13 protein-coding genes and 1 other annotated feature are annotated in these 18,086 nt (G+C 53.6%); of the genes, 7 read left to right on the forward strand and 6 right to left on the reverse strand.

Annotated elements, in window-relative coordinates; all coding sequences use genetic code 11:
* The first annotated feature begins 5 nt into the window (after window positions 1–5).
* Window positions 6–1,142, forward strand: coding sequence for an HlyD family secretion protein (locus tag ABLV78_RS10515; RefSeq protein ID WP_045393199.1), 1,137 nt, complete (start codon window positions 6–8; stop codon window positions 1,140–1,142).
* A gap of 174 nt (window positions 1,143–1,316) precedes the next feature.
* On the opposite strand, the gene ABLV78_RS10520 is transcribed toward ABLV78_RS10515, so the two are convergent.
* Entirely contained in the window at window positions 1,317–2,264 is a 948-nt protein-coding gene (locus ABLV78_RS10520; RefSeq protein WP_047045041.1) for a quinone oxidoreductase family protein, read from the reverse strand.
* A 75-nt stretch (window positions 2,265–2,339) separates the two neighbouring features.
* Here ABLV78_RS10520 and ABLV78_RS10525 point away from each other — a divergent pair, with 75 nt between their 5' ends.
* A complete protein-coding gene (locus ABLV78_RS10525; RefSeq protein ID WP_047045036.1) occupies window positions 2,340–2,795 on the forward strand; it encodes a MarR family winged helix-turn-helix transcriptional regulator in 456 nt (151 codons plus the stop codon).
* A gap of 30 nt (window positions 2,796–2,825) precedes the next feature.
* Here ABLV78_RS10525 and trpA read toward each other — a convergent pair whose 3' ends face one another.
* From trpA to ABLV78_RS10550, 5 genes are read right to left on the reverse strand one after another with little or no spacing between them, the layout of a single operon-like run.
* Window positions 2,826–3,635, reverse strand: a complete 810-nt coding sequence (trpA, locus tag ABLV78_RS10530; RefSeq protein ID WP_045374732.1) for a tryptophan synthase subunit alpha — start codon at window positions 3,633–3,635, stop codon at window positions 2,826–2,828.
* The gene (gene trpB, locus ABLV78_RS10535) at window positions 3,635–4,828 is read right to left on the reverse strand and encodes a tryptophan synthase subunit beta (protein ID WP_045393190.1); all 1,194 of its coding nucleotides are present in this window, start codon (window positions 4,826–4,828) and stop codon (window positions 3,635–3,637) included. Before trpB ends, trpA begins: the two co-directional genes overlap by 1 nt.
* Before the next feature lie 14 nt (window positions 4,829–4,842).
* The gene (gene trpCF / locus ABLV78_RS10540; protein WP_047045034.1) at window positions 4,843–6,201 is read right to left on the reverse strand and encodes a bifunctional indole-3-glycerol-phosphate synthase TrpC/phosphoribosylanthranilate isomerase TrpF; all 1,359 of its coding nucleotides are present in this window, start codon (window positions 6,199–6,201) and stop codon (window positions 4,843–4,845) included.
* 3 nt (window positions 6,202–6,204) lie between these two features.
* Window positions 6,205–7,800 carry a bifunctional anthranilate synthase glutamate amidotransferase component TrpG/anthranilate phosphoribosyltransferase TrpD gene (trpD, locus tag ABLV78_RS10545; protein WP_047045032.1) on the reverse strand — a complete coding sequence of 532 codons (1,596 nt, stop codon included), beginning with the start codon at window positions 7,798–7,800 and terminating at the stop codon, window positions 6,205–6,207.
* On the reverse strand, window positions 7,800–9,362 hold the full coding sequence (locus ABLV78_RS10550) for an anthranilate synthase component 1 (protein ID WP_047045030.1): 1,563 nt from the start codon (window positions 9,360–9,362) through the stop codon (window positions 7,800–7,802). The genes trpD and ABLV78_RS10550 overlap by 1 nt, the downstream gene beginning before the upstream one ends.
* 35 nt (window positions 9,363–9,397) lie before the next feature.
* Window positions 9,398–9,493 (reverse strand) — a sequence feature (Trp leader region).
* A gap of 159 nt (window positions 9,494–9,652) precedes the next feature.
* On the opposite strand from ABLV78_RS10550, the gene rnm reads away from it, so the two are divergent.
* From rnm to ABLV78_RS10575, 5 genes are all read left to right on the forward strand, one after another.
* Window positions 9,653–10,534 carry an RNase RNM gene (gene rnm / locus ABLV78_RS10555; protein ID WP_047045027.1) on the forward strand — a complete coding sequence of 294 codons (882 nt, stop codon included), beginning with the start codon at window positions 9,653–9,655 and terminating at the stop codon, window positions 10,532–10,534.
* A complete protein-coding gene (locus ABLV78_RS10560) occupies window positions 10,531–11,151 on the forward strand; it encodes an L-threonylcarbamoyladenylate synthase (RefSeq protein WP_020078571.1) in 621 nt (206 codons plus the stop codon). The genes rnm and ABLV78_RS10560 overlap by 4 nt, the downstream gene beginning before the upstream one ends.
* A gap of 149 nt (window positions 11,152–11,300) precedes the next feature.
* A complete protein-coding gene (locus tag ABLV78_RS10565) occupies window positions 11,301–12,728 on the forward strand; it encodes a GGDEF domain-containing protein (RefSeq protein WP_052766189.1) in 1,428 nt (475 codons plus the stop codon).
* Window positions 12,729–12,965: 237 nt separating this feature from the next.
* A complete protein-coding gene (locus tag ABLV78_RS10570) occupies window positions 12,966–15,275 on the forward strand; it encodes a bifunctional diguanylate cyclase/phosphodiesterase (RefSeq protein WP_226473511.1) in 2,310 nt (769 codons plus the stop codon).
* A gap of 27 nt (window positions 15,276–15,302) precedes the next feature.
* Complete coding sequence (locus ABLV78_RS10575; protein ID WP_047045022.1) at window positions 15,303–17,885, forward strand: EAL domain-containing protein; 2,583 nt, start codon at window positions 15,303–15,305, stop codon at window positions 17,883–17,885.
* Window positions 17,886–18,086: the final 201 nt, after the last annotated feature.

The following is an 18,086-nucleotide window of genomic DNA, read 5'->3' on the forward strand; positions in this document are numbered from 1 at the left end:
AGTGTATGGATTTACTCATTATTCTTTGCTATGTGGCGTTGGCCTATGGCGTATTTAAAATTTTCCGTATCCCGGTAAATAAATGGACGGTACCCACGGCGGTCCTTGGTGGTGTGTTTATTGTCGGCGCGCTAATTCTGACTATGAATTATAATCACCCGTACACCGACCGGGCGCAAAAAATAGCTCTGTCGATCCCGATTGTGCCGCAGGTGTCGGGGGCCATCGTAGAAGTTACCGATAAAACGAATGTGTTATTACGCAAAGGCGAGGTACTGTTTCGTCTTGATGATAGCCGCTATCGCGCGCGACTGAATAAACTGGAGGCGGATCTCAGTGCCGCCGAAGCGGATATCAGAACCCGGAAAGCGGCATTAAGTGAATCCGCCGCTAACGTCCAGCGGATGACGGCGGAATATGAACGTGCCCGGCAGGATTATCAACGCTATGCGAAAGGCGCGGCCATGCCGGTTAACCCTTTTTCCGAGCAGGACGTGAATCACGCCGAGCAGCAATATCAGGCGCAATCCGCGGCCCTGCGGGCGGCTAAGGCACAGTATCAACAGGAGTTAGAAAGACTTTCTGCGCGTTTCAATGGCGAGGATGCGCAAATCGCCAGCCTGAAATCGCAGATTGCCGAGGCGCGTTATGACCTTGAACAGACGGTATTCCGCGCGCCCAGCGATGGTTATGTTACCCAGGTGCTGGCGCGACCGGGCACCACGGCAGTTCGTCTGCCGTTCAAACCGGTGATGATTTTTATTCCGCAGCAGAAACGGCAGGTGGTGGCGGTATTTCGCCAGAACGCTATCCTGCGCCTGGAGCAGGGGGACGAGGCAGAGGTGGTATTCAATGGTCTACCGGGGCAGGTGTATGCCGGCAAGGTCACAAAAGTATTGCCAACTATTCCCGACGGCAGCTACCAGGCCAGCGGCGCGTTACAGGGTTTAAGCGCCACGCCCGGTCGGGAAGGGGTTTATGTGATGATTGACCTCGCGGCGAGCCGCGATCTCGCCCATCTCCCTGATGGGGTCAGTGCCCAGGCGGCGGTGTATACCGACCATTTTGCCCACGTGTCGGTGATGCGTAAGGTGCTGTTACGGATGACCAGCTGGTTGCATTATCTGTATCTCGACCACTAAAGGCCGAAGTTGAGCGAAAAAAAGCCCGCGATAAACGCGGGCAAAAATACTGGAAGCAATGTGAGCAATGTCGTACCGAATACCTGAGTTGTTGACTCAACTATTCGGTAATGAGAAAGATAATATTTCTCATTTGATATATCAACCCCAGAGTTTGTGCGGAGGCGAATTTTTTTAATCAAGGGTGAAAACCGTGCGTTTCTGGCTGTTATCACGCGGCCAGGCCGCCGCGACATCGCGGAGCGGCAGCGGCGTGGTGGCGATGGTAAACTGACCGGGAACCGCAGCCTGTAGCATCTCCCCGGTTGCCGCCAGCAGTTGCGGCATGGTCAGGCTGCCGATGCCGCTGCCCATGAGCTGTAGCGGCGCGGCGCGCAGCACGGCGCCATTTAACGCGATATCCGCCCCGGCAAGGGAACCCACCTGCACATAACGCACCGGCTTATCGCCGGGGGTATATTTCGCCAGCATGGGCAGCAGCAACTCTGCGCTGCGTCCCCACAAATAATCCACGATCGCATCAACTTGCCCGGCGCTGGCGGCGGCGAATTGTGCGCTAAGCGTCTGCTCATCGGCGGTTAAATCAATACACTCATCGGCTGCGAGGGTGGCCAGCGCTTGCGCATTGCGCCCGGTGGCAATGATTTTTTTCGCACCGAGGTAGCGGGCAATCTGCACCGCCAACTGCCCGGCGCTGCCGGTGGCGCCGTTAATCAGTACCGTTTCGCCGGCCTGAAACTGCGCCCGCTTTACAAGCGCAGCCCAGGCAGACATGCCCGGATTGGCCATGGCCGCGGCGCTGATATCGTCAAGTTCATCCGGCAGCGGCAGGCAATTCTGCATTGCGACCGGCGCGCGTTGCGCCATACTGCCGAACGGGGCGCTGGGGAAAGCGAAATAGACGCGCTGGCCGTCAGGGGTCATACCGACGCCATCGATACCGACGACAAACGGCATAGTGCCGTCAAAACTATAATGATGTCCTGATGCCCGGCCTTTAACCACGTGGCTAATGGCGGCGGCGCGAACGTCGATCAGCGTGTGTCCGACGGCGGGCTGCGGTTCGCTAAAATCGGCCCATACCGGGCCTTCGCTTAGATCAAATACCACGGCGGCTTTCATAACATTATCTCCTGATGATAATTATGTGTAATATGCACATATTCTTCAGGAGCACTATACGCGGTTAACTAATACATGCAAGATGCACATAATAATTACGACATCACCGACTTTCACGGCGCGCTGTTGGATATCATTAGCGTGATGAATCAACCTCTGCGCGATGAGCAGATATTGCAGGCGGCAGGGGTGCAGCTTGAACAGATACTATTTCCGCTACTGGTGGCGGTAGGGCGCTATGGCCCGGTGGGGGTAGTTGAGCTGGCTGATCATTTAGGCCGCGATTACACCACCGTCAGTCGTCAGGTGAAAAAGCTGGAGGCTCAGGGGCTTGCCTGCAAGCAGGCCAATGCCAAAGACCGGCGGATTAGCGAGGTGACGCTCAGCGAAAAGGGGCAGCGGATGATCGACGCTATTGCCGTTGCGCGGCGGCGGTTAATGAATCAGGTGCTGGCTGGATGGTCAGAAGACGAGGTGCTGGCGCTGTTTCGCTTAACGCGAAAATACGCCAACAGCCTGCAGCGGAAATAGCCGCCCGGCGTGAGGCCGGGCGACAAAGGGTCAGGCGGTTTTGGTTGCCGCTTTCAGGCTCTGCACGAAGGTTTTTAGCTCTTCGAGCATTTTTTGCGGCTGTTCAAGGTTGCGCTCGATAATCTTGACGATGGCCGAGCCGGATATTGCCCCGGCGGCACCGGCGTCAATAGCGGCCGAAACCTGCTCCGGCGCCGAGATACCAAAGCCCTGCAGCGGCGGCGCGGCGTTATATTCCGCCAATTTTTCAATCAGATGATGCAGCGGCAGCGCGGCGCGGTTTTCCGCGCCTGTCACGCCAGCGCGCGATAGCAGGTAGGTATAGCCGCGGCCATAGGAGGCAATCTGGCGCAGTAAATCGTCATCGGCATTTGGCGGGCAGATGAAAATCGGCGCAATGTTATGGCGCAGCGCTGCCTGACGGAACGGGGCGGACTCTTCGACCGGCACGTCGGCGACCAGCACGGAATCCACGCCGACACGCGCGCATTCGGCGTAGAACTCATCAATCCCCGGGCTGAACACCAGGTTCGCGTACATCAACAGGCCGATTGGAATGGTCGGATGCTTGTGGCGGATCGCCGCCAGCATCTCGAAGCACTGCGCCGGGGTAACACCGGCGGCAAAAGCGCGCAATGTGGCGCCCTGAATCGTCGGGCCGTCGGCCAGCGGGTCGGAGAAGGGGATCCCCAATTCCAGCGCATCGGCGCCGGCTTCAATCAGCGCATCGATGATTTTCAGCGACTGTTCCGGCCCCGGATCGCCGAGGGTGACGAAGGGAACAAAGGCGCCTTCCTGGCGGTTTTTTAACTGTGCAAATAGCGTCTCGTAACGTTCCATCAGATTTCCCCTCGCGCTTTCAAAATGTCGTGTACGGTGAAGATGTCTTTATCGCCGCGGCCGGACAGGTTAACCACCAGCAGCTGCTCTTTATCCGGATTCTCGCGCATCATCTTCAGCGCGTGCGCCAGAGCGTGCGACGACTCCAGCGCCGGAATAATGCCTTCATGGCGGGAGAGCGCTTTAAAGGCATCCAGCGCTTCGTTGTCGGTAATTGACACATACTCAGCGCGCCCGGTGCTATTAAGGAACGCATGCTGAGGCCCCACTGACGGGAAATCCAGCCCGGCGGAGATAGAATAAGATTCTTCAATCTGCCCGTCGGAGGTTTGCATCATCGGCGACTTCATGCCGAAATAAATGCCGACGCGACCATGCTTCAGCGGCGCGCCGTGCTCGCCGGTTTCGATACCGTGGCCGGCAGGCTCGACGCCAATCAGGCCAACGCCGGATTCATCAATGAAATCAGCGAACATGCCGATGGCGTTAGAACCACCGCCAACGCAGGCGATCACCGCGTCCGGCAGGCGTCCTTCTTTCTCGAGGATCTGCGCTTTGGTTTCTTCGCCGATCATGCGCTGGAATTCACGCACGATAGTCGGGAATGGGTGCGGGCCAGCGGCGGTGCCGAGCATGTAGTGCGCCTTCTCGTAGCTGCCGGACCAGTCGCGCAGCGCTTCGTTACAGGCATCTTTCAGGGTGGCGGAACCGCTGTGCACTGGAATGACTTCCGCACCCATCAGGCGCATGCGGAACACGTTCGGCGACTGCCGCTCGACGTCTTTGGCGCCCATATAGATGCGGCATTTCAGACCGAGCAGGGCGCTGGCCAGCGCCGAGGCGACGCCGTGTTGGCCGGCGCCGGTTTCGGCGATAATTTCCGTTTTACCCATACGTTTGGCCAGTAGCGCCTGGCCCAGCACCTGGTTGGTTTTGTGCGCGCCGCCGTGGAGCAGATCTTCACGCTTGAGGTACAGCGTGGTGCGGGTGCCTTCGGTCAGATTGCGGCATTTGGTCAACGCCGTCGGGCGGCCCGCGTAGTTTTTCAGCAGGTCGGTGAATTCGGCCTGAAACTCAGGATCTTTTTGCGCGCTGACGAAAGCTTCTTCCAGCTGGCGCAGGGCGGGCATCAGGATCTGCGGAACGTACATACCGCCGAATTCGCCGAAATACGGGTTCAGTAAAGTGCTCATTATTGCATTGCTCCTTAATATGCGCGCAGCGTCTGGAAAACGGCAGCCACGAGGCTTGCCTCTTTTATTCCCGGCTGCGACTCTACGCCTGAGTTGAAATCGAGTCCGGCACAGCCGCTTTTCGCGGCTTCTACGCAGTTATCGGCGCTGAGGCCGCCTGCCAGCATCACGTTACGCAGGTCCTGGCCCTGCAGCAGCGACCAGTCGAAGCGTTGACCGCTACCGCCCTGACCGTTGTCAAAGACATATCTGTCCACATGATTGAGGTTACGCGGCGGCAGCGTTTCGCCGACGCTCAGCGCCTTCCAGATTTGGATCTGCTCCGGCAGCGCCGCGCGCAGGGCATCAATCCAGGCCTGGTCTTCGCTCCCATGAAGCTGGACCGCGGCGAGTTTCAAGTTGGTCGCACGGGTGACGACCTCTTCAATGGCTGCATCGCGGAATATGCCAACGTAGCTGAGCGGCGCGGCGGCCATTACCGCCTGTGCCTGCTGGTCGTCAACGGCGCGCGGCGAACTGGCGACGAAAATCAAGCCGCCGTAGATAGCGCCCGCCTCCCAGGCGACTTGCGCATCCTGCGGACGAGTCAGGCCGCAGACCTTGTTCTCACCTAACAGCACGCGCTTCACCGCAGCGCTGAGGTCCGGTTGCTCCATTAGCGCCGAGCCAATCAGGAAGCCGTTGGCGAAGTGGCTCAGTTCGCGGACTTCGCCGTAGGTATGGATTCCGGATTCGCTGATCACGGTGACATCCGGGCCGAGACGCGGCGCCAGTTGACGCGTGCGGTTCAGATCAATCGACATATCGCGCAGATCGCGGTTGTTAATGCCGACGACTTTGGCCTTCAGCGCAATCGCGCGCTCCAGCTCCTCTTCGTTGCTGACCTCGGTCAGAACGCCCATATTGAGGCTGTGGGCGACGGCGGCGAGCTGCCGATATTGGTCATCATCGAGCACCGAGAGCATCAGCAGGCAGGCATCGGCCTGGTAGTAACGCGCGAGGTAAATCTGGTAAGGATCGATGGTGAAGTCTTTACACAGAATCGGCTGCGGCGCGACCTTGCTGACGATCGGCAGAAAATCAAAGCTGCCCTGAAAATATTTCTCATCGCACAGTACTGAAATTGCCGAAGCGTAGTGCTTATAAACCCCGGCGATGGTCGCCGGGTCGAAATCTTCCCGAATCAGTCCCTTCGACGGCGACGCCTTTTTGCACTCAAGAATAAAGGCGGTGCGGGCGCCGGCCAGCGCATCGTAAAAATGGCGCTCGGACGGCACGATATCATTCTGAAAACTGGCTAACGGTTGTTGTTGTTTGCGGGCTTCTACCCAAATCGCTTTGTCGGCAACGATTTTTGCTAAAACGGTCTGCATTATTTACCCTCTTGCCGCTAATGCGGTCACTCTGTCATAGGCCGCTCCGCTGTGCAGCACATCCAGTACCTGCCGGGCGTTGGCTTTCAGGTCTTCATGCCCGTGTAAACGCATCAACATGGCGACGTTGGCGGCGACGGCGGCTTCGTGAGCGGCTTCACCTTTACCTTGTAGCAAGCGCGTGAGAATGTCACGGTTTTCTTCCGGCGTGCCGCCGGCCAGTTGCTCTTGATGATAAGGCGTCAGACCGAAGTCGGCGGCGGTCAGCTGATAGCTCTGAATTTCGCCGTTATTGAGTTCGGCGACCACGGTCGGCGCATGCAACGAGACTTCGTCCATACCGCCGCTGTGTACCACGGCGGCGCGTTGATAGCCGAGTACGCGTAAGGTTTCGGCAATCGGCAACACCAGTTCCGGGCTATAGACGCCAATCAACGCCAGCGGCGGGTGCGCAGGGTTAATAAGCGGCCCCAATACATTAAACAGGGTGCGCGTTTTCAACTGCTGGCGGACCGGCATCGCATGGCGGAATCCGGTGTGGTATTTCGGCGCGAACAGGAAGCAGACGCCCAGTTCATCCAGCGCGGCGCGCGATTTATCGGCATTCATATCCAGATTAATACCAAACGCGGCCAGCAGGTCGGACGAACCGGATTTACTGGAGACGCTGCGGTTGCCGTGTTTCGCCACCTTTAAACCGCAGGCGGCGGCGACAAAGGCGCTGGCGGTTGAAATATTAATGCTGTTGCTGCCATCGCCGCCGGTGCCGACAATATCGGCAAACTGATAATCCGGACGCGGGAAGGGCGCGGCGTTTTCCAGCAGCGCGGTGGCAGCGCCGGCAATTTCCTGTGGTTGCTCGCCGCGCACTTTCATGCTCACCAGCGCGGCGGCCAGCTGTTCCGGCTTCACTTCGCCGCGCACGACGGCGGAAAACAGCACGTGGCTCTCCTGCTGGCTCAGCGTCTGTGCCTGGTACAATTTTTCCAGAATCGGTTGTACGACATTGGTCTGTTCCAGTTTCTGCAGCGCCCATGCCAGCGTTTGCTCCAGCAGCAGCGCCCCCTGGGTAGTCAGAATCGACTCCGGATGGAACTGGAAGCCGCAGACGCGATCGGCGTCGTGGCGAACCGCCATCACCATACCGTTGAAATTGGCGTTAATGGTGAGCCCGGCCGGAATATTGCTGCCGACCAGTGAATGGTAGCGGGCCACCGGCAGCGGGTTGGCAAGACCAGCGAACATCGCCTGGCCGTCATGCTCAATGCTGGAGGCTTTACCGTGAAGGATTTCTCCCGCCTGGCCGACATAGCCGCCGTAGGCTTCCACGATGGCCTGGTGGCCGAGGCAGATACCGATAATCGGTAACTTGCCGCGCAGGCGGGTCAGCAGCTCCGGCATGCAGCCGGCTTCGCTTGGGGTTCCCGGCCCCGGAGAGAGCATCAGCACCGGGTTATCCATGGTGCCGATACGTTCAATCAGCGATTGCGCCGGAACGGTATTGCGATAAATAACCACGTTGTGGCCGTTAGCCCGCAGCTGGTCGGCGAGGTTATAGGTAAAGGAGTCGATATTATCGAGCAGCAGGATGTCGGCCATTAGAAAGTCTCCTTCGCGTGATGGGCCTGAGCAATGGCGCGCAGCACGGCGCGAGCTTTATTACGGGTTTCATCCGCCTCGGATTGCGGAACGGAATCGAGCACGATACCGGCGCCCGCCTGCACGGTGGCGATACCATCTTCAACGTAGGCTGAGCGGATCACGATGCAGGTATCGAGGTCGCCATGGGCGGTAAAGTAGCCGACCGCGCCGCCATAACTACCGCGCCGCTTGCCTTCTGCGGCGGCGATTAGCTGCATGGCGCGAACTTTCGGCGCGCCGCTAAGAGTGCCCATATTCATGCAGGCGCGGTAGGCGTGCAGGACGTCCAGGTCGCGGCGCAGTTCACCAACCACGCGGGAAACCAGATGCATCACAAAGGAGTAGCGATCGACTTTAGTCAAATCCGCCACGTAGCGGCTACCCGGCGTACAGATGCGGGCCAGGTCGTTACGGGCCAGGTCAACCAGCATCAGATGTTCGGAAAGCTCTTTGTGGTCGGTACGCATCTCCAGCTCAATACGGCTATCGAGATCGCGATCCAGCGAACCGTCGGCGCGGCGGCCGCGCGGACGGGTGCCGGCAATGGGGTAGATCTCAATCTGGCGGCTGACGGCGTCGTATTTCAGCGAGCTTTCCGGCGAGGCGCCGAACAGGGTGAAATCGTTATCCTGCATAAAGAACATATACGGACTGGGATTGCTCTTTTTCAGCACATCGTAAGAGGCCAGCGGCGACGGGCAGGGGAGGGAAAAACGGCGCGACGGCACGACCTGGAAAATTTCGCCCGCGCGAATAGCGCGCTGCATTTTGCGCACCACGGCGCCGTACTCTTCATCGCTCTGATCGACGTCGCAACGCATCTCGGCGACGGTAGTGACCGGCAGCGGCGCAGGCGGTTCATTTAACTGCTGGCGAAGCTGGGCGATACGTTGCAGAAGACGCTGTTTCTCATTCTCCAGCGGCGTGAACAGGCTCGCCTGAATGCGGGTGTTTTTGGTCTGATGATCGATGACCAGCAGCGTTTCCGCCAGGTAGAAACAGTAATCCGGGCAGGCGGTATCGGCGTCGAGCGGCGGTAAATCCTCGAAACCGGCCACCAGGTCGTAAGCGAACAGGCCGCCGAAGAACATCGCTTCGCGCTCGGCCTGCGGGACGCTGACCAAATCTTGTAGCAGACGAAACGCATCGAACACCGATAACGAACACAGGCGAGCGTCTTCATCCAGCAGGGCGCTAACCGGTGGGAAGGTGAGTACCCGGCTGTTCGGCTGGCGCAGATTCTCAATGCCGGACGGCAATGCGTTATCCAGCAGTTCAAGCAGCGCGGCGCCGTTCGCCGACAGCGCCTGGACCGTGACGGTATTGCCAAGCGCGGTAATGCGCAGGGCGCTATCGACCAGCAGCAGGCTTTTTAAATCGTCTTTACTATCGATGTCGGCCGATTCCAGCAGCAGGGTTGCCGGGCGCGCGCCGCATAATTGATGGAATAACGCCGTCGGGTTTTCGCGATAGATGGCGTCGCTGGTGAGAAGCTCGAGCGCTGGTTTTGATGTTTGCATTATCATTCTCGCCTGTTCTGTTCATTATTTTGTTCAAAAAAAAGCCCGCTCAGTGGCGGGCCAGGTATCTGTTTGCTGAGTGCAAAACGCGATTACGCCGCCCGATTCCAGGAACGACGCCACCAGCTATGAAGAGTAATAATTTGCGTTTTCATCAGAGATACCCGTTTTGTGAACTTGCGTACTAGTTAACTGGTTCATGAAAATAAAGTCAACCCTTGTTTGCAGATTTTCTTTCTCAGTCGTTATCATAATGCGCTTATTTCAGTTCAGGTCCACCAGGAGCCATCTTGAGCGACACTAATTACGCGGTCATTTATGACCTGCACAGCCATACCGTCGCCTCCGATGGGCGATTGACTCCAGAAGAGTTGGTACACCGCGCGCATGAGATGCGGGTGGGTACGCTGGCTATCACCGATCACGATAGCGTGGCGGCCATACCGGCGGCACGTGCCGAAATTGCGCGGGCTGGACTGCCGCTCACGCTTATCACCGGGGTAGAAATTTCCACCCTATGGGAAAATCACGAAATTCATATCGTGGGACTGAATATTGATATCGACCATCCGGCGATGACGCAACTCCTTTGCGAACAGAAAGAGCGGCGCAACCAGCGCGGGCGGATGATTGCCGAACGGTTGGAGAAAGCGCGTATCCCCGGCGCCTGGGAAGGGGCGTTAAAGCTCGCCGATGGCGGCGCGGTCACCCGCGGCCATTTCGCGCGCTTTTTGGTTGAAGCGGGTTTCGCCGGCAATATCGCCGACGTATTCAAAAAATATCTCGCCCGCGGGAAAACCGGATACGTTCCGCCGCAGTGGTGTACAATAAAACAAGCGATTGATGTCATTCATCATTCTGACGGCAAAGCGGTGATCGCCCATCCAGGGCGCTACGATCTTTCCGCCAAATGGTTGAAACGGCTGTTGGCCCATTTTAGCGAGCAGGGCGGCGACGCGATGGAGGTCGCCCAATGTCAGCAGGCGCCGCATGAGCGCGCGCAGCTGGCGAGCTACGCGAAACAGTTTGGTTTGATGGCGTCGCAGGGTTCAGATTTCCACCAGCCCTGCCCGTGGATTGAACTGGGGCGTAAACTTTGGCTACCCGCTGGCGTGGAAGGGATCTGGCGCAGTTGGGAAGGGGCCGCTGAACAAATTGAGAGGGAAGTATGAGCCAGTTTTTCTATATCCATCCCGATAATCCGCAGGCGCGGTTGATTAATCAGGCGGTGGAAATCGTGCGTAAGGGCGGGGTTATCGTTTATCCAACGGACTCTGGCTATGCCCTGGGTTGCAAAATCGAAGATAAAGGGGCGATGGAGCGGATCTGCCGTATCCGTCAGTTGCCGGATGGCCACAATTTCACCCTGATGTGCCGCGATCTCTCCGAGTTGTCGACCTACGCGTTTGTCGATAACGTGGCGTTTCGTCTAATCAAAAACAACACGCCGGGCAACTACACGTTCATTCTTAAGGGAACGAAAGAGGTGCCGCGACGCCTGTTGCAAGAAAAGCGTAAAACCATTGGTATGCGCGTGCCGGCGAACCCTATCGCCCAGATGCTGCTGGAAACGCTTGGCGAGCCGATGCTTTCGACATCATTAATGCTGCCAGGTAATGAATTCACGGAGTCCGATCCGGAAGAGATTAAAGACCGTCTGGAGAAGGTGGTCGATCTGATTATTCATGGCGGTTATCTCGGCCAGCAGCCGACGACGGTTATCGACCTGACCGAAGACGCTCCGGTGGTGCTGCGTGAAGGCGTCGGTGATATCAAACCCTTCCTGTGATGCTTCTCGCGGGCGGCGTTACACGCGCCGCCCGCGGCTTAAATTTAATTTAAAACACCTTTCATATTGAGTCATTTCTTCCCTGGTATATTATTAGCACGCTTACGATATCACTCATTGATATCGCTTCCAGAAAGAAACTCAACATTATGCATAAGCTGACTATTCAACCCTCTGATGTTATTAAGAGGGAGAAAGTGCTATTCAATTTTTTCATACTTTCAAGCATTACCGTTACTTTATATCTGGTGGGAAAAGCCATACGCCATAGCGATATTGCTTTGTTCTGGCCACTGAATGCAGTCATTGTCGGATTATTTATCAGGCATAAGGCGTTACGTTATAAAAAATACGCCGCAGTTGTTTTAGCCGCAATGCTATTATCAAGCTTTGCTACGGGCGAGCGAGGAGTCTATAGCATTCTGGTGGATTTCTCCGATGTGCTATTTATGTTAATAATGTACTGGCTGATAATCAGAGAAGAGAAGGCAGATGAAGATAATTTAAAAATAACCATCTTTCGAATTTACAGCTATTGTTTTATCTCCGCGTTATTATGTTCAGCCCTGGGGAGTTATATTTATTCCTGCGGTATTCACGCTGAATTCTGGCAAATCTATCCTGTTTGGTTTAGCGAGGAGTTTACCACTAGTGTGCTCATTCTACCTTTTACGCTGTTGTGTCAGAAAAAAGAGTTTTTTAGCCCATTAACTTTGCGGCGGTTAGTACCGGTTGGCATGTTAATGGCCTCGCTGCTGGTCTCTATTCTCAGCGGAGTAACGGGAAGTATGGGAACGCTGGCGATGATTCTTCCGGCGTTAATTTGGTGCGCGCTAAACTATTCATTATCAACAACCTGCTTGCTGACTTTGTGCTCCGGTATGGTGGAAATGATGCTGATCGATCGGCACGCTATTGAATCGAACATGACGTCGTTTCTGCCTATGATTATCTCCACGCGCCTTGGCATCGCATCTATTGCCATTAGTCCGGTTATCGTCGCGGTCAGCGTGGAGGCGGTCAACAAGATGGTGAAACAGCTATCGCGACAGGTTCGCTACGATTACCTGACCCGGGTTCATTCTCGTTTTGGTCTTTATGAACATCTGCGGGAACTGGAAGTAACGGACAATGAGACGTCGCTAAACGTGCTGGTGCTTGATATTGACCATTTTAAAAAAATTAACGACACCTGGGGCCATGATTGTGGCGATAATGTTTTGATGACTTTCGCCCGGCGGGTCAAAAACACTGTAGCCGATCGAGGGGTGATTGCCCGACTGGGCGGTGAAGAGTTTGCCGTGGTGATGACGGGCAAACCGGGTGAAGATGGCTATCGTTTAGCTGAAGATATTCGTCAGGCGATTGAAGAGATGAATATTGCCTGGCAAAGTGCGAATTTATCGCTAACCGTCAGTATTGGTCTTAGCTACGGGCAGGTGATGCGCTGGAATATTGTTGACAGCTTTGATCGGTTATTATCTGAGGCAGATAGCTATCTTTATCAGTCTAAAAAAACGGGGCGCAATCGTATCAGCGCCTCTCCTCTAATAAATAACAATGTTACCGGCTCATAGTCGAGATTTAAGCTGGTGAAACTCAATAATAATGACCTTTTACTTGTGATTGAATACAGTTAATTTATGCTCAAACTGACCCCAAATACTTATCCCATCACCCTGGTGAAAAGCGTGCTGGTTGTTTCACTGCTGGCGTTAATGCTGATTATTGTCAGCCTGACCGGCCTGTTTAACTATCAGTCGCGTCAGGTCAGTACCGCCATTGATAAAAAAATCATCGGAACTCAGTATGCGTTGATTCAGCATAAACTTGAGGATGCCGTTGACCGCCCGCGACAAATAACGAATCTATTTTTACAATATATTCAGGGGGAAGGTAACAATATCGATAAGGATGCTTTGGTTCCTGAAATGGTGTATTTGACCGCGAGCGCGTTTAAAACCATGCCTGCCTTTCAAAGCCTGTCGTGGTTTGCAGAAAATGGCGCCTGTATTGCTGTCATTCGCGACAATCACAGTAATCAAATTTATTTGCAGCGAACCCAGCGCGATAATCATCACTCCCTGGTAAAATACAGCGGTTTAAGCCCGCAGACCAATATTGTCAAAGTTAATCACGCCTTTAATGTCGCTGATTTTCCGCAGTTTCGCCGCGCACGCCAGCAAACGAGCGGTTTCTGGCAACGCTCCCTCTCTACCGGCAGCATCATCATGAGCTGGAACCAGCCGGTGTACGACAAGCAAGGTCGCTTTGTCGGGGCGATCGCCAGTGGCGCCACACCCGCAGATATGACCGCTTATTTACAGAGTCTCCTGCCGGACAAAAGCTATGCTCTCCTGCTTATTGATGACAACAATCGTATTGTCGCGCGTACCGGTAACCAACAGATCTGGCAGCAGGATCGCCAACTGATAGAAAAACTGACTTCCGCGCCACCGTCGCCAACGTCATTTTCCTTACGTGCTGGGGAGAAGACTTTGCTGGCGACCGCCTTTAGCGTGCAGGACAGCCAACATCTGTTGAACTGGAAGGCGGTTCTTATCGCCCCGCAGCATGCGGAAATGGCTGAAATGAATAAGCAGCGTCTACTTTTGACCTTCACCACGACGCTGTTTATTTTTATTTTGATGTTGGTTCTACTGATGATTATTTCGCATTTTACCGGCGCCTTAAAGGATGTTGCAGATAAAGTGCGTCTCGGATTGATGCCGTGGAAGAAACAAACTAAACGAGTATTTCCGGAAATAGCGTCACTGGATACGGCCTTGAGCAATCTTTGTTCAATTATTCCTGATACGTTTGAATTGAAACGCCGGAAACTGGAAGAGGATAGCGAAACCGGCTTTTTAACCCGTAGTGGTCTACTGAATTGTGAATCTCTTTACTATCACCGCAATATGTTGGCGATGATTCACGTCAACAATTACAACTCGGTAAAGCATGTACTTGGTACCGCCCAGGCGCGGCAGTTTATTCATCAGTTTGCTTTACGCATTCGGAAAATGTTGCCTGCAGGGGCGCTATGTTGCCGCGATCGCGAAGACTTGTTCATCATTGCTTTTGACGGCATTTATGCCGAAAAAGATGTCGCCTGGTATAGTGCGCTAATTGCTTCCGTTTTTCGTATGTCTACTTCTGATATGCCGGGTGAATCGCATATATTTACAGGCCATATTGGCATGTTGATTGAGTCGCTCACGCCAGAGAATATCAGCGAATGTCTGATGAATGTTAGCCTGGCTTTACAGCATGCTCAAATGCAGCGTAGCGGCATGAGTAAACTTTTCACCGTCGCTATGCGTGAAGAGGAAGTCAATAATCTGCGTCTGCACCAGGCGTTATGCGATGATCTCCGTTCAGAAGGTTTTCATTTGGTTATGCAGCCGATCGTCGCATTTGAATCGCAGCGCCCTTGTAAAGAAGGTGAATGCCTGGTTCGCTGGCAATCCAATGTGCTTGGCTTCGTGCCGCCCGATAAATTCATTTCCCTCGCCGAGAACACCGGCATGATTGTGCCGTTAGGGAAATGGATAATTGAAACCGCCTGTCGTGAACTTGCCGCGTTTATCGCGCGCGGCGCGCCACGGGATTTTAAACTTCACGTCAATATCTCGCCAATTCAGCTTCAGCAACCTGATTTTGCTCAGCATCTGCTGGAATCAATTCACGCTTGTGATTTGATGAACAGTAATATTTGCCTTGAAATCACCGAAAGCGTCTTGCTACAAGACACGTGGCGAATTGTCGAGATACTGGCTTATTTACGCCGCCTTGGCGTTTGCGTCGCGATTGATGATTTTGGCTCCGGTTACTCCAGCCTTTCATATCTGCATTCACTGCCGTTTGATTGTTTGAAGATCGACCGTGGGTTTGTCAGCAATGTGCTTGACGACAAAAAAAATGAAGCGGTTATCGCCTCGGTGTTAATGCTGGCTCGAAGCTTTTCCGTGCCTCTGGTGGCCGAAGGCGTTGAAACGTGCGAAATGGCGGAAAAACTGCAGGAGATGGGCTGTGATTTGGCGCAGGGGTATTATTATTCCCGGCCGAAAACGTTTGATAGCTTTGAATTTACTAATGGTTTATTTGTTGTTGACCCCGAGTGATGTGCCAGACAAACGGCGATAATAACGATGCAAATATTAAAAAAACAGCTTTCGGTCAACAGCTACCCGTTCACCTTAACGCAGGCCATCATATTTACTTTAGTTACGACAATTATCGTCGTGCTGCTGACGACATATGCTTTTCTTTACTACGAAGGTTATGCTTTTTTTGATGAGGTGAGTGCTGATATTCTGCGCGCGAAAAGAGTCAATATCGAGGAAGTTATCCACGATTATATTGATGTTCCCGTACAAGCGAATGCGATACTGGTCCATGCCATTGGGCGCCAATCCAGTGCGGCGATCCCGGTTCGCAGTTTGATTGGAGAAATGGTCAATATCACCAATAACGTATTCAGCAACAAACATTATCTCAATCTGGTTGAATTTGGCGCGGTGAATGGCGATTTCCTTCAGGCGGCACATGGTAAAGTCGCGTCGAATGATTATCTTGCGGTAAAAGATGCGCGAACAGCTCATCATCTGACGGTGTATAGTCATCTCACTGTGAATTCATTGGTAAAAGCGGTGCTACCGGATTATCAAATAACGCAGCGCGAATGGTATGCGGCGGTTGCTAAAGACCAGAGTTCTCACTGGACAAAACCCTTTCGCGATTATGAGTATGATAATGAAATTGGCGTCGCGTTTAGCTCGCCGGCATTCAATCGCACAGGGCAGTTTGTTGGCGTCGTCGCCAGCGAATTGCACCTCAACGAACTAAATAAAAGTCTGGAAAAATTTAAACCCAATCCTGAAAGTATTCTGCTGATTGTTAATGAAAAAGATGAACTAATCTCTTCATCCGTTCCCTCATTAACGCGGAGTATGTTGGCGGGGGAAAAACACTCGCAACTGAATTTGCAAACGCTGGAAAATACTCCTTTACCGGTTGTTGTAGCCGCTAGTCGTACCTTAAAAGCGCATGACCACACGGGATTACAGTTTTTCAGTTCCGGCAATGAAGAATATTATGTTGATGCTTTTCCTGTTACCGACCGTGACGGCATACTGCACTGGACGGGGATTGTAATTAGCCCGGCGAGAATGATTACGCGCACCATAGTCAAATATATAGCCATTACCATGGGCGTGCTGTTTATCATTTTTGCTTTTGGCCTGTTGGTGGTTTTCTGCGGCCTGGCGAGGGTGGTCAAACCATTGCGGGATATTGTCCGTAAAGCGGATCAGCTTGCGACGCACCGCTGGACGCCGCCTGATAATAAGCGTCATTTCCCGGAAATCGCCTCTCTGGAAACCACTTTTATGGCGCTGTCACATAAACTGGCGGAAAGCTTCGACGTCCAACGGCGCGAGATAGAAGAGGACAAAACCACCGGCTTATTCACGCGGACAGGGTTACTGCGGCAGACATCGCTATATCAGCGAAGAAACTTACTTGCGCTATTGCATATCAGTAACATGAACGCGATTATCAATTCATTAAGTACCGAATATGGTGAGAGATTTATTAGCGATTTTATTTTTCGTCTGCGTAATTTACTGCCGACGAATACGCTAATCGCTCGTGATAAAGTGGATCAGCTTATCGTGGTTTTTCCGGGGCATCACCAGCCAAAGGAGCGGCAGCAATATAGTGAACTACTTTCCTCACTATTTATCGATGTCGAATACGACTCCCATCTTGCGGCAAGCAAATATGTTTACACCGGAAATATTGGTCTGGTTACGGCTGATATTAGCGTTGAGAATATTGAGCAAACGTTGCGTGAGGCGTGGATTGCCCTACGTCATGCGCAGAAACAGGGGAATGGCGTCGCGACGTTTTTCAGCGCTGAGATGCATGAGGCCGAGCTTTATAATATCCAACTTCATGAGCATCTTCATGATGCCATCCAGCATCATGAATTTCGTCTGGTACTGCAGCCAATTGTGGATTTGCAGGATCAAACCATTTTTCGTGAAGGAGAGTGTCTGCTTCGCTGGCCGTCCGCAGTGGGTGGGGAGATCTCGCCTGAGCGTTTCATCCCGTTGGCGGAAGAGAGTGGGATGATTATTCCACTGGGGCGGTGGATTATTGAGGAGGCTTGTCGGGAACTCGCCGGGATGATAAATCGCGGGGCGTCACCGCATTTCCTCCTGCACATAAATGTATCGGCGATTCAACTTCTGCAACAGGATTTTGCCTGGCATTTAATGGATGCTATCTATCGTCATGGCCTGGTCACGGGCAATATTTGCCTTGAGATAACCGAACGGCTATTGATGAATGATGCTACGCGAATGAGCAGAATGATTGCTTATTTACGCCGCCATGGTATTGCCGTAGCGCTGGATGATTTTGGCGTCAATTTATCCAGCCTGTCTTATTTACACTCGCTGTCATTTGATAGCATCAAAATTGACCGCCGGCTGATTTGCCAATTTGCCGATGAGGATAAAGCAGAATCGATGATTGCATCGTTGATTGTGCTGGCTCAGGGTTTTAAGGTGCCCGTTGTTGCTGAGGGTATTGAAAATGAGGCGATAAAAAACCAGTTACGCGACCTCGGCTGCCAGAAAGCGCAAGGTTATCTATTTGGTCATCCGGCGCCATTTGCCCACTTTCCCATCCAGGCAAGTTCGCTGACGGCGGATGATGAGCAATAGACGGAGAAATGTATCGCAGTGAAGCATTCATTTTGAAGTTAGTGTAGTATGTTCGCCCACGCAGGCGCGCGCGCTGTTTTACAGCGCTGACGAATGGCGCCTTAAATTGTGTAAAGTGTTTATATAACAACAGGTTGGTGTTTTTAATGACCTGTTGTCGCCAAAGCATATCAGACGCCTGGGAAGGCGACACCTAAAGGA

Source organism: Klebsiella sp. CN_Kp075 (assembly GCF_040065055.2).
In the GTDB taxonomy this organism is placed as follows: Bacteria; Pseudomonadota; Gammaproteobacteria; order Enterobacterales; family Enterobacteriaceae; genus Klebsiella; species Klebsiella aerogenes.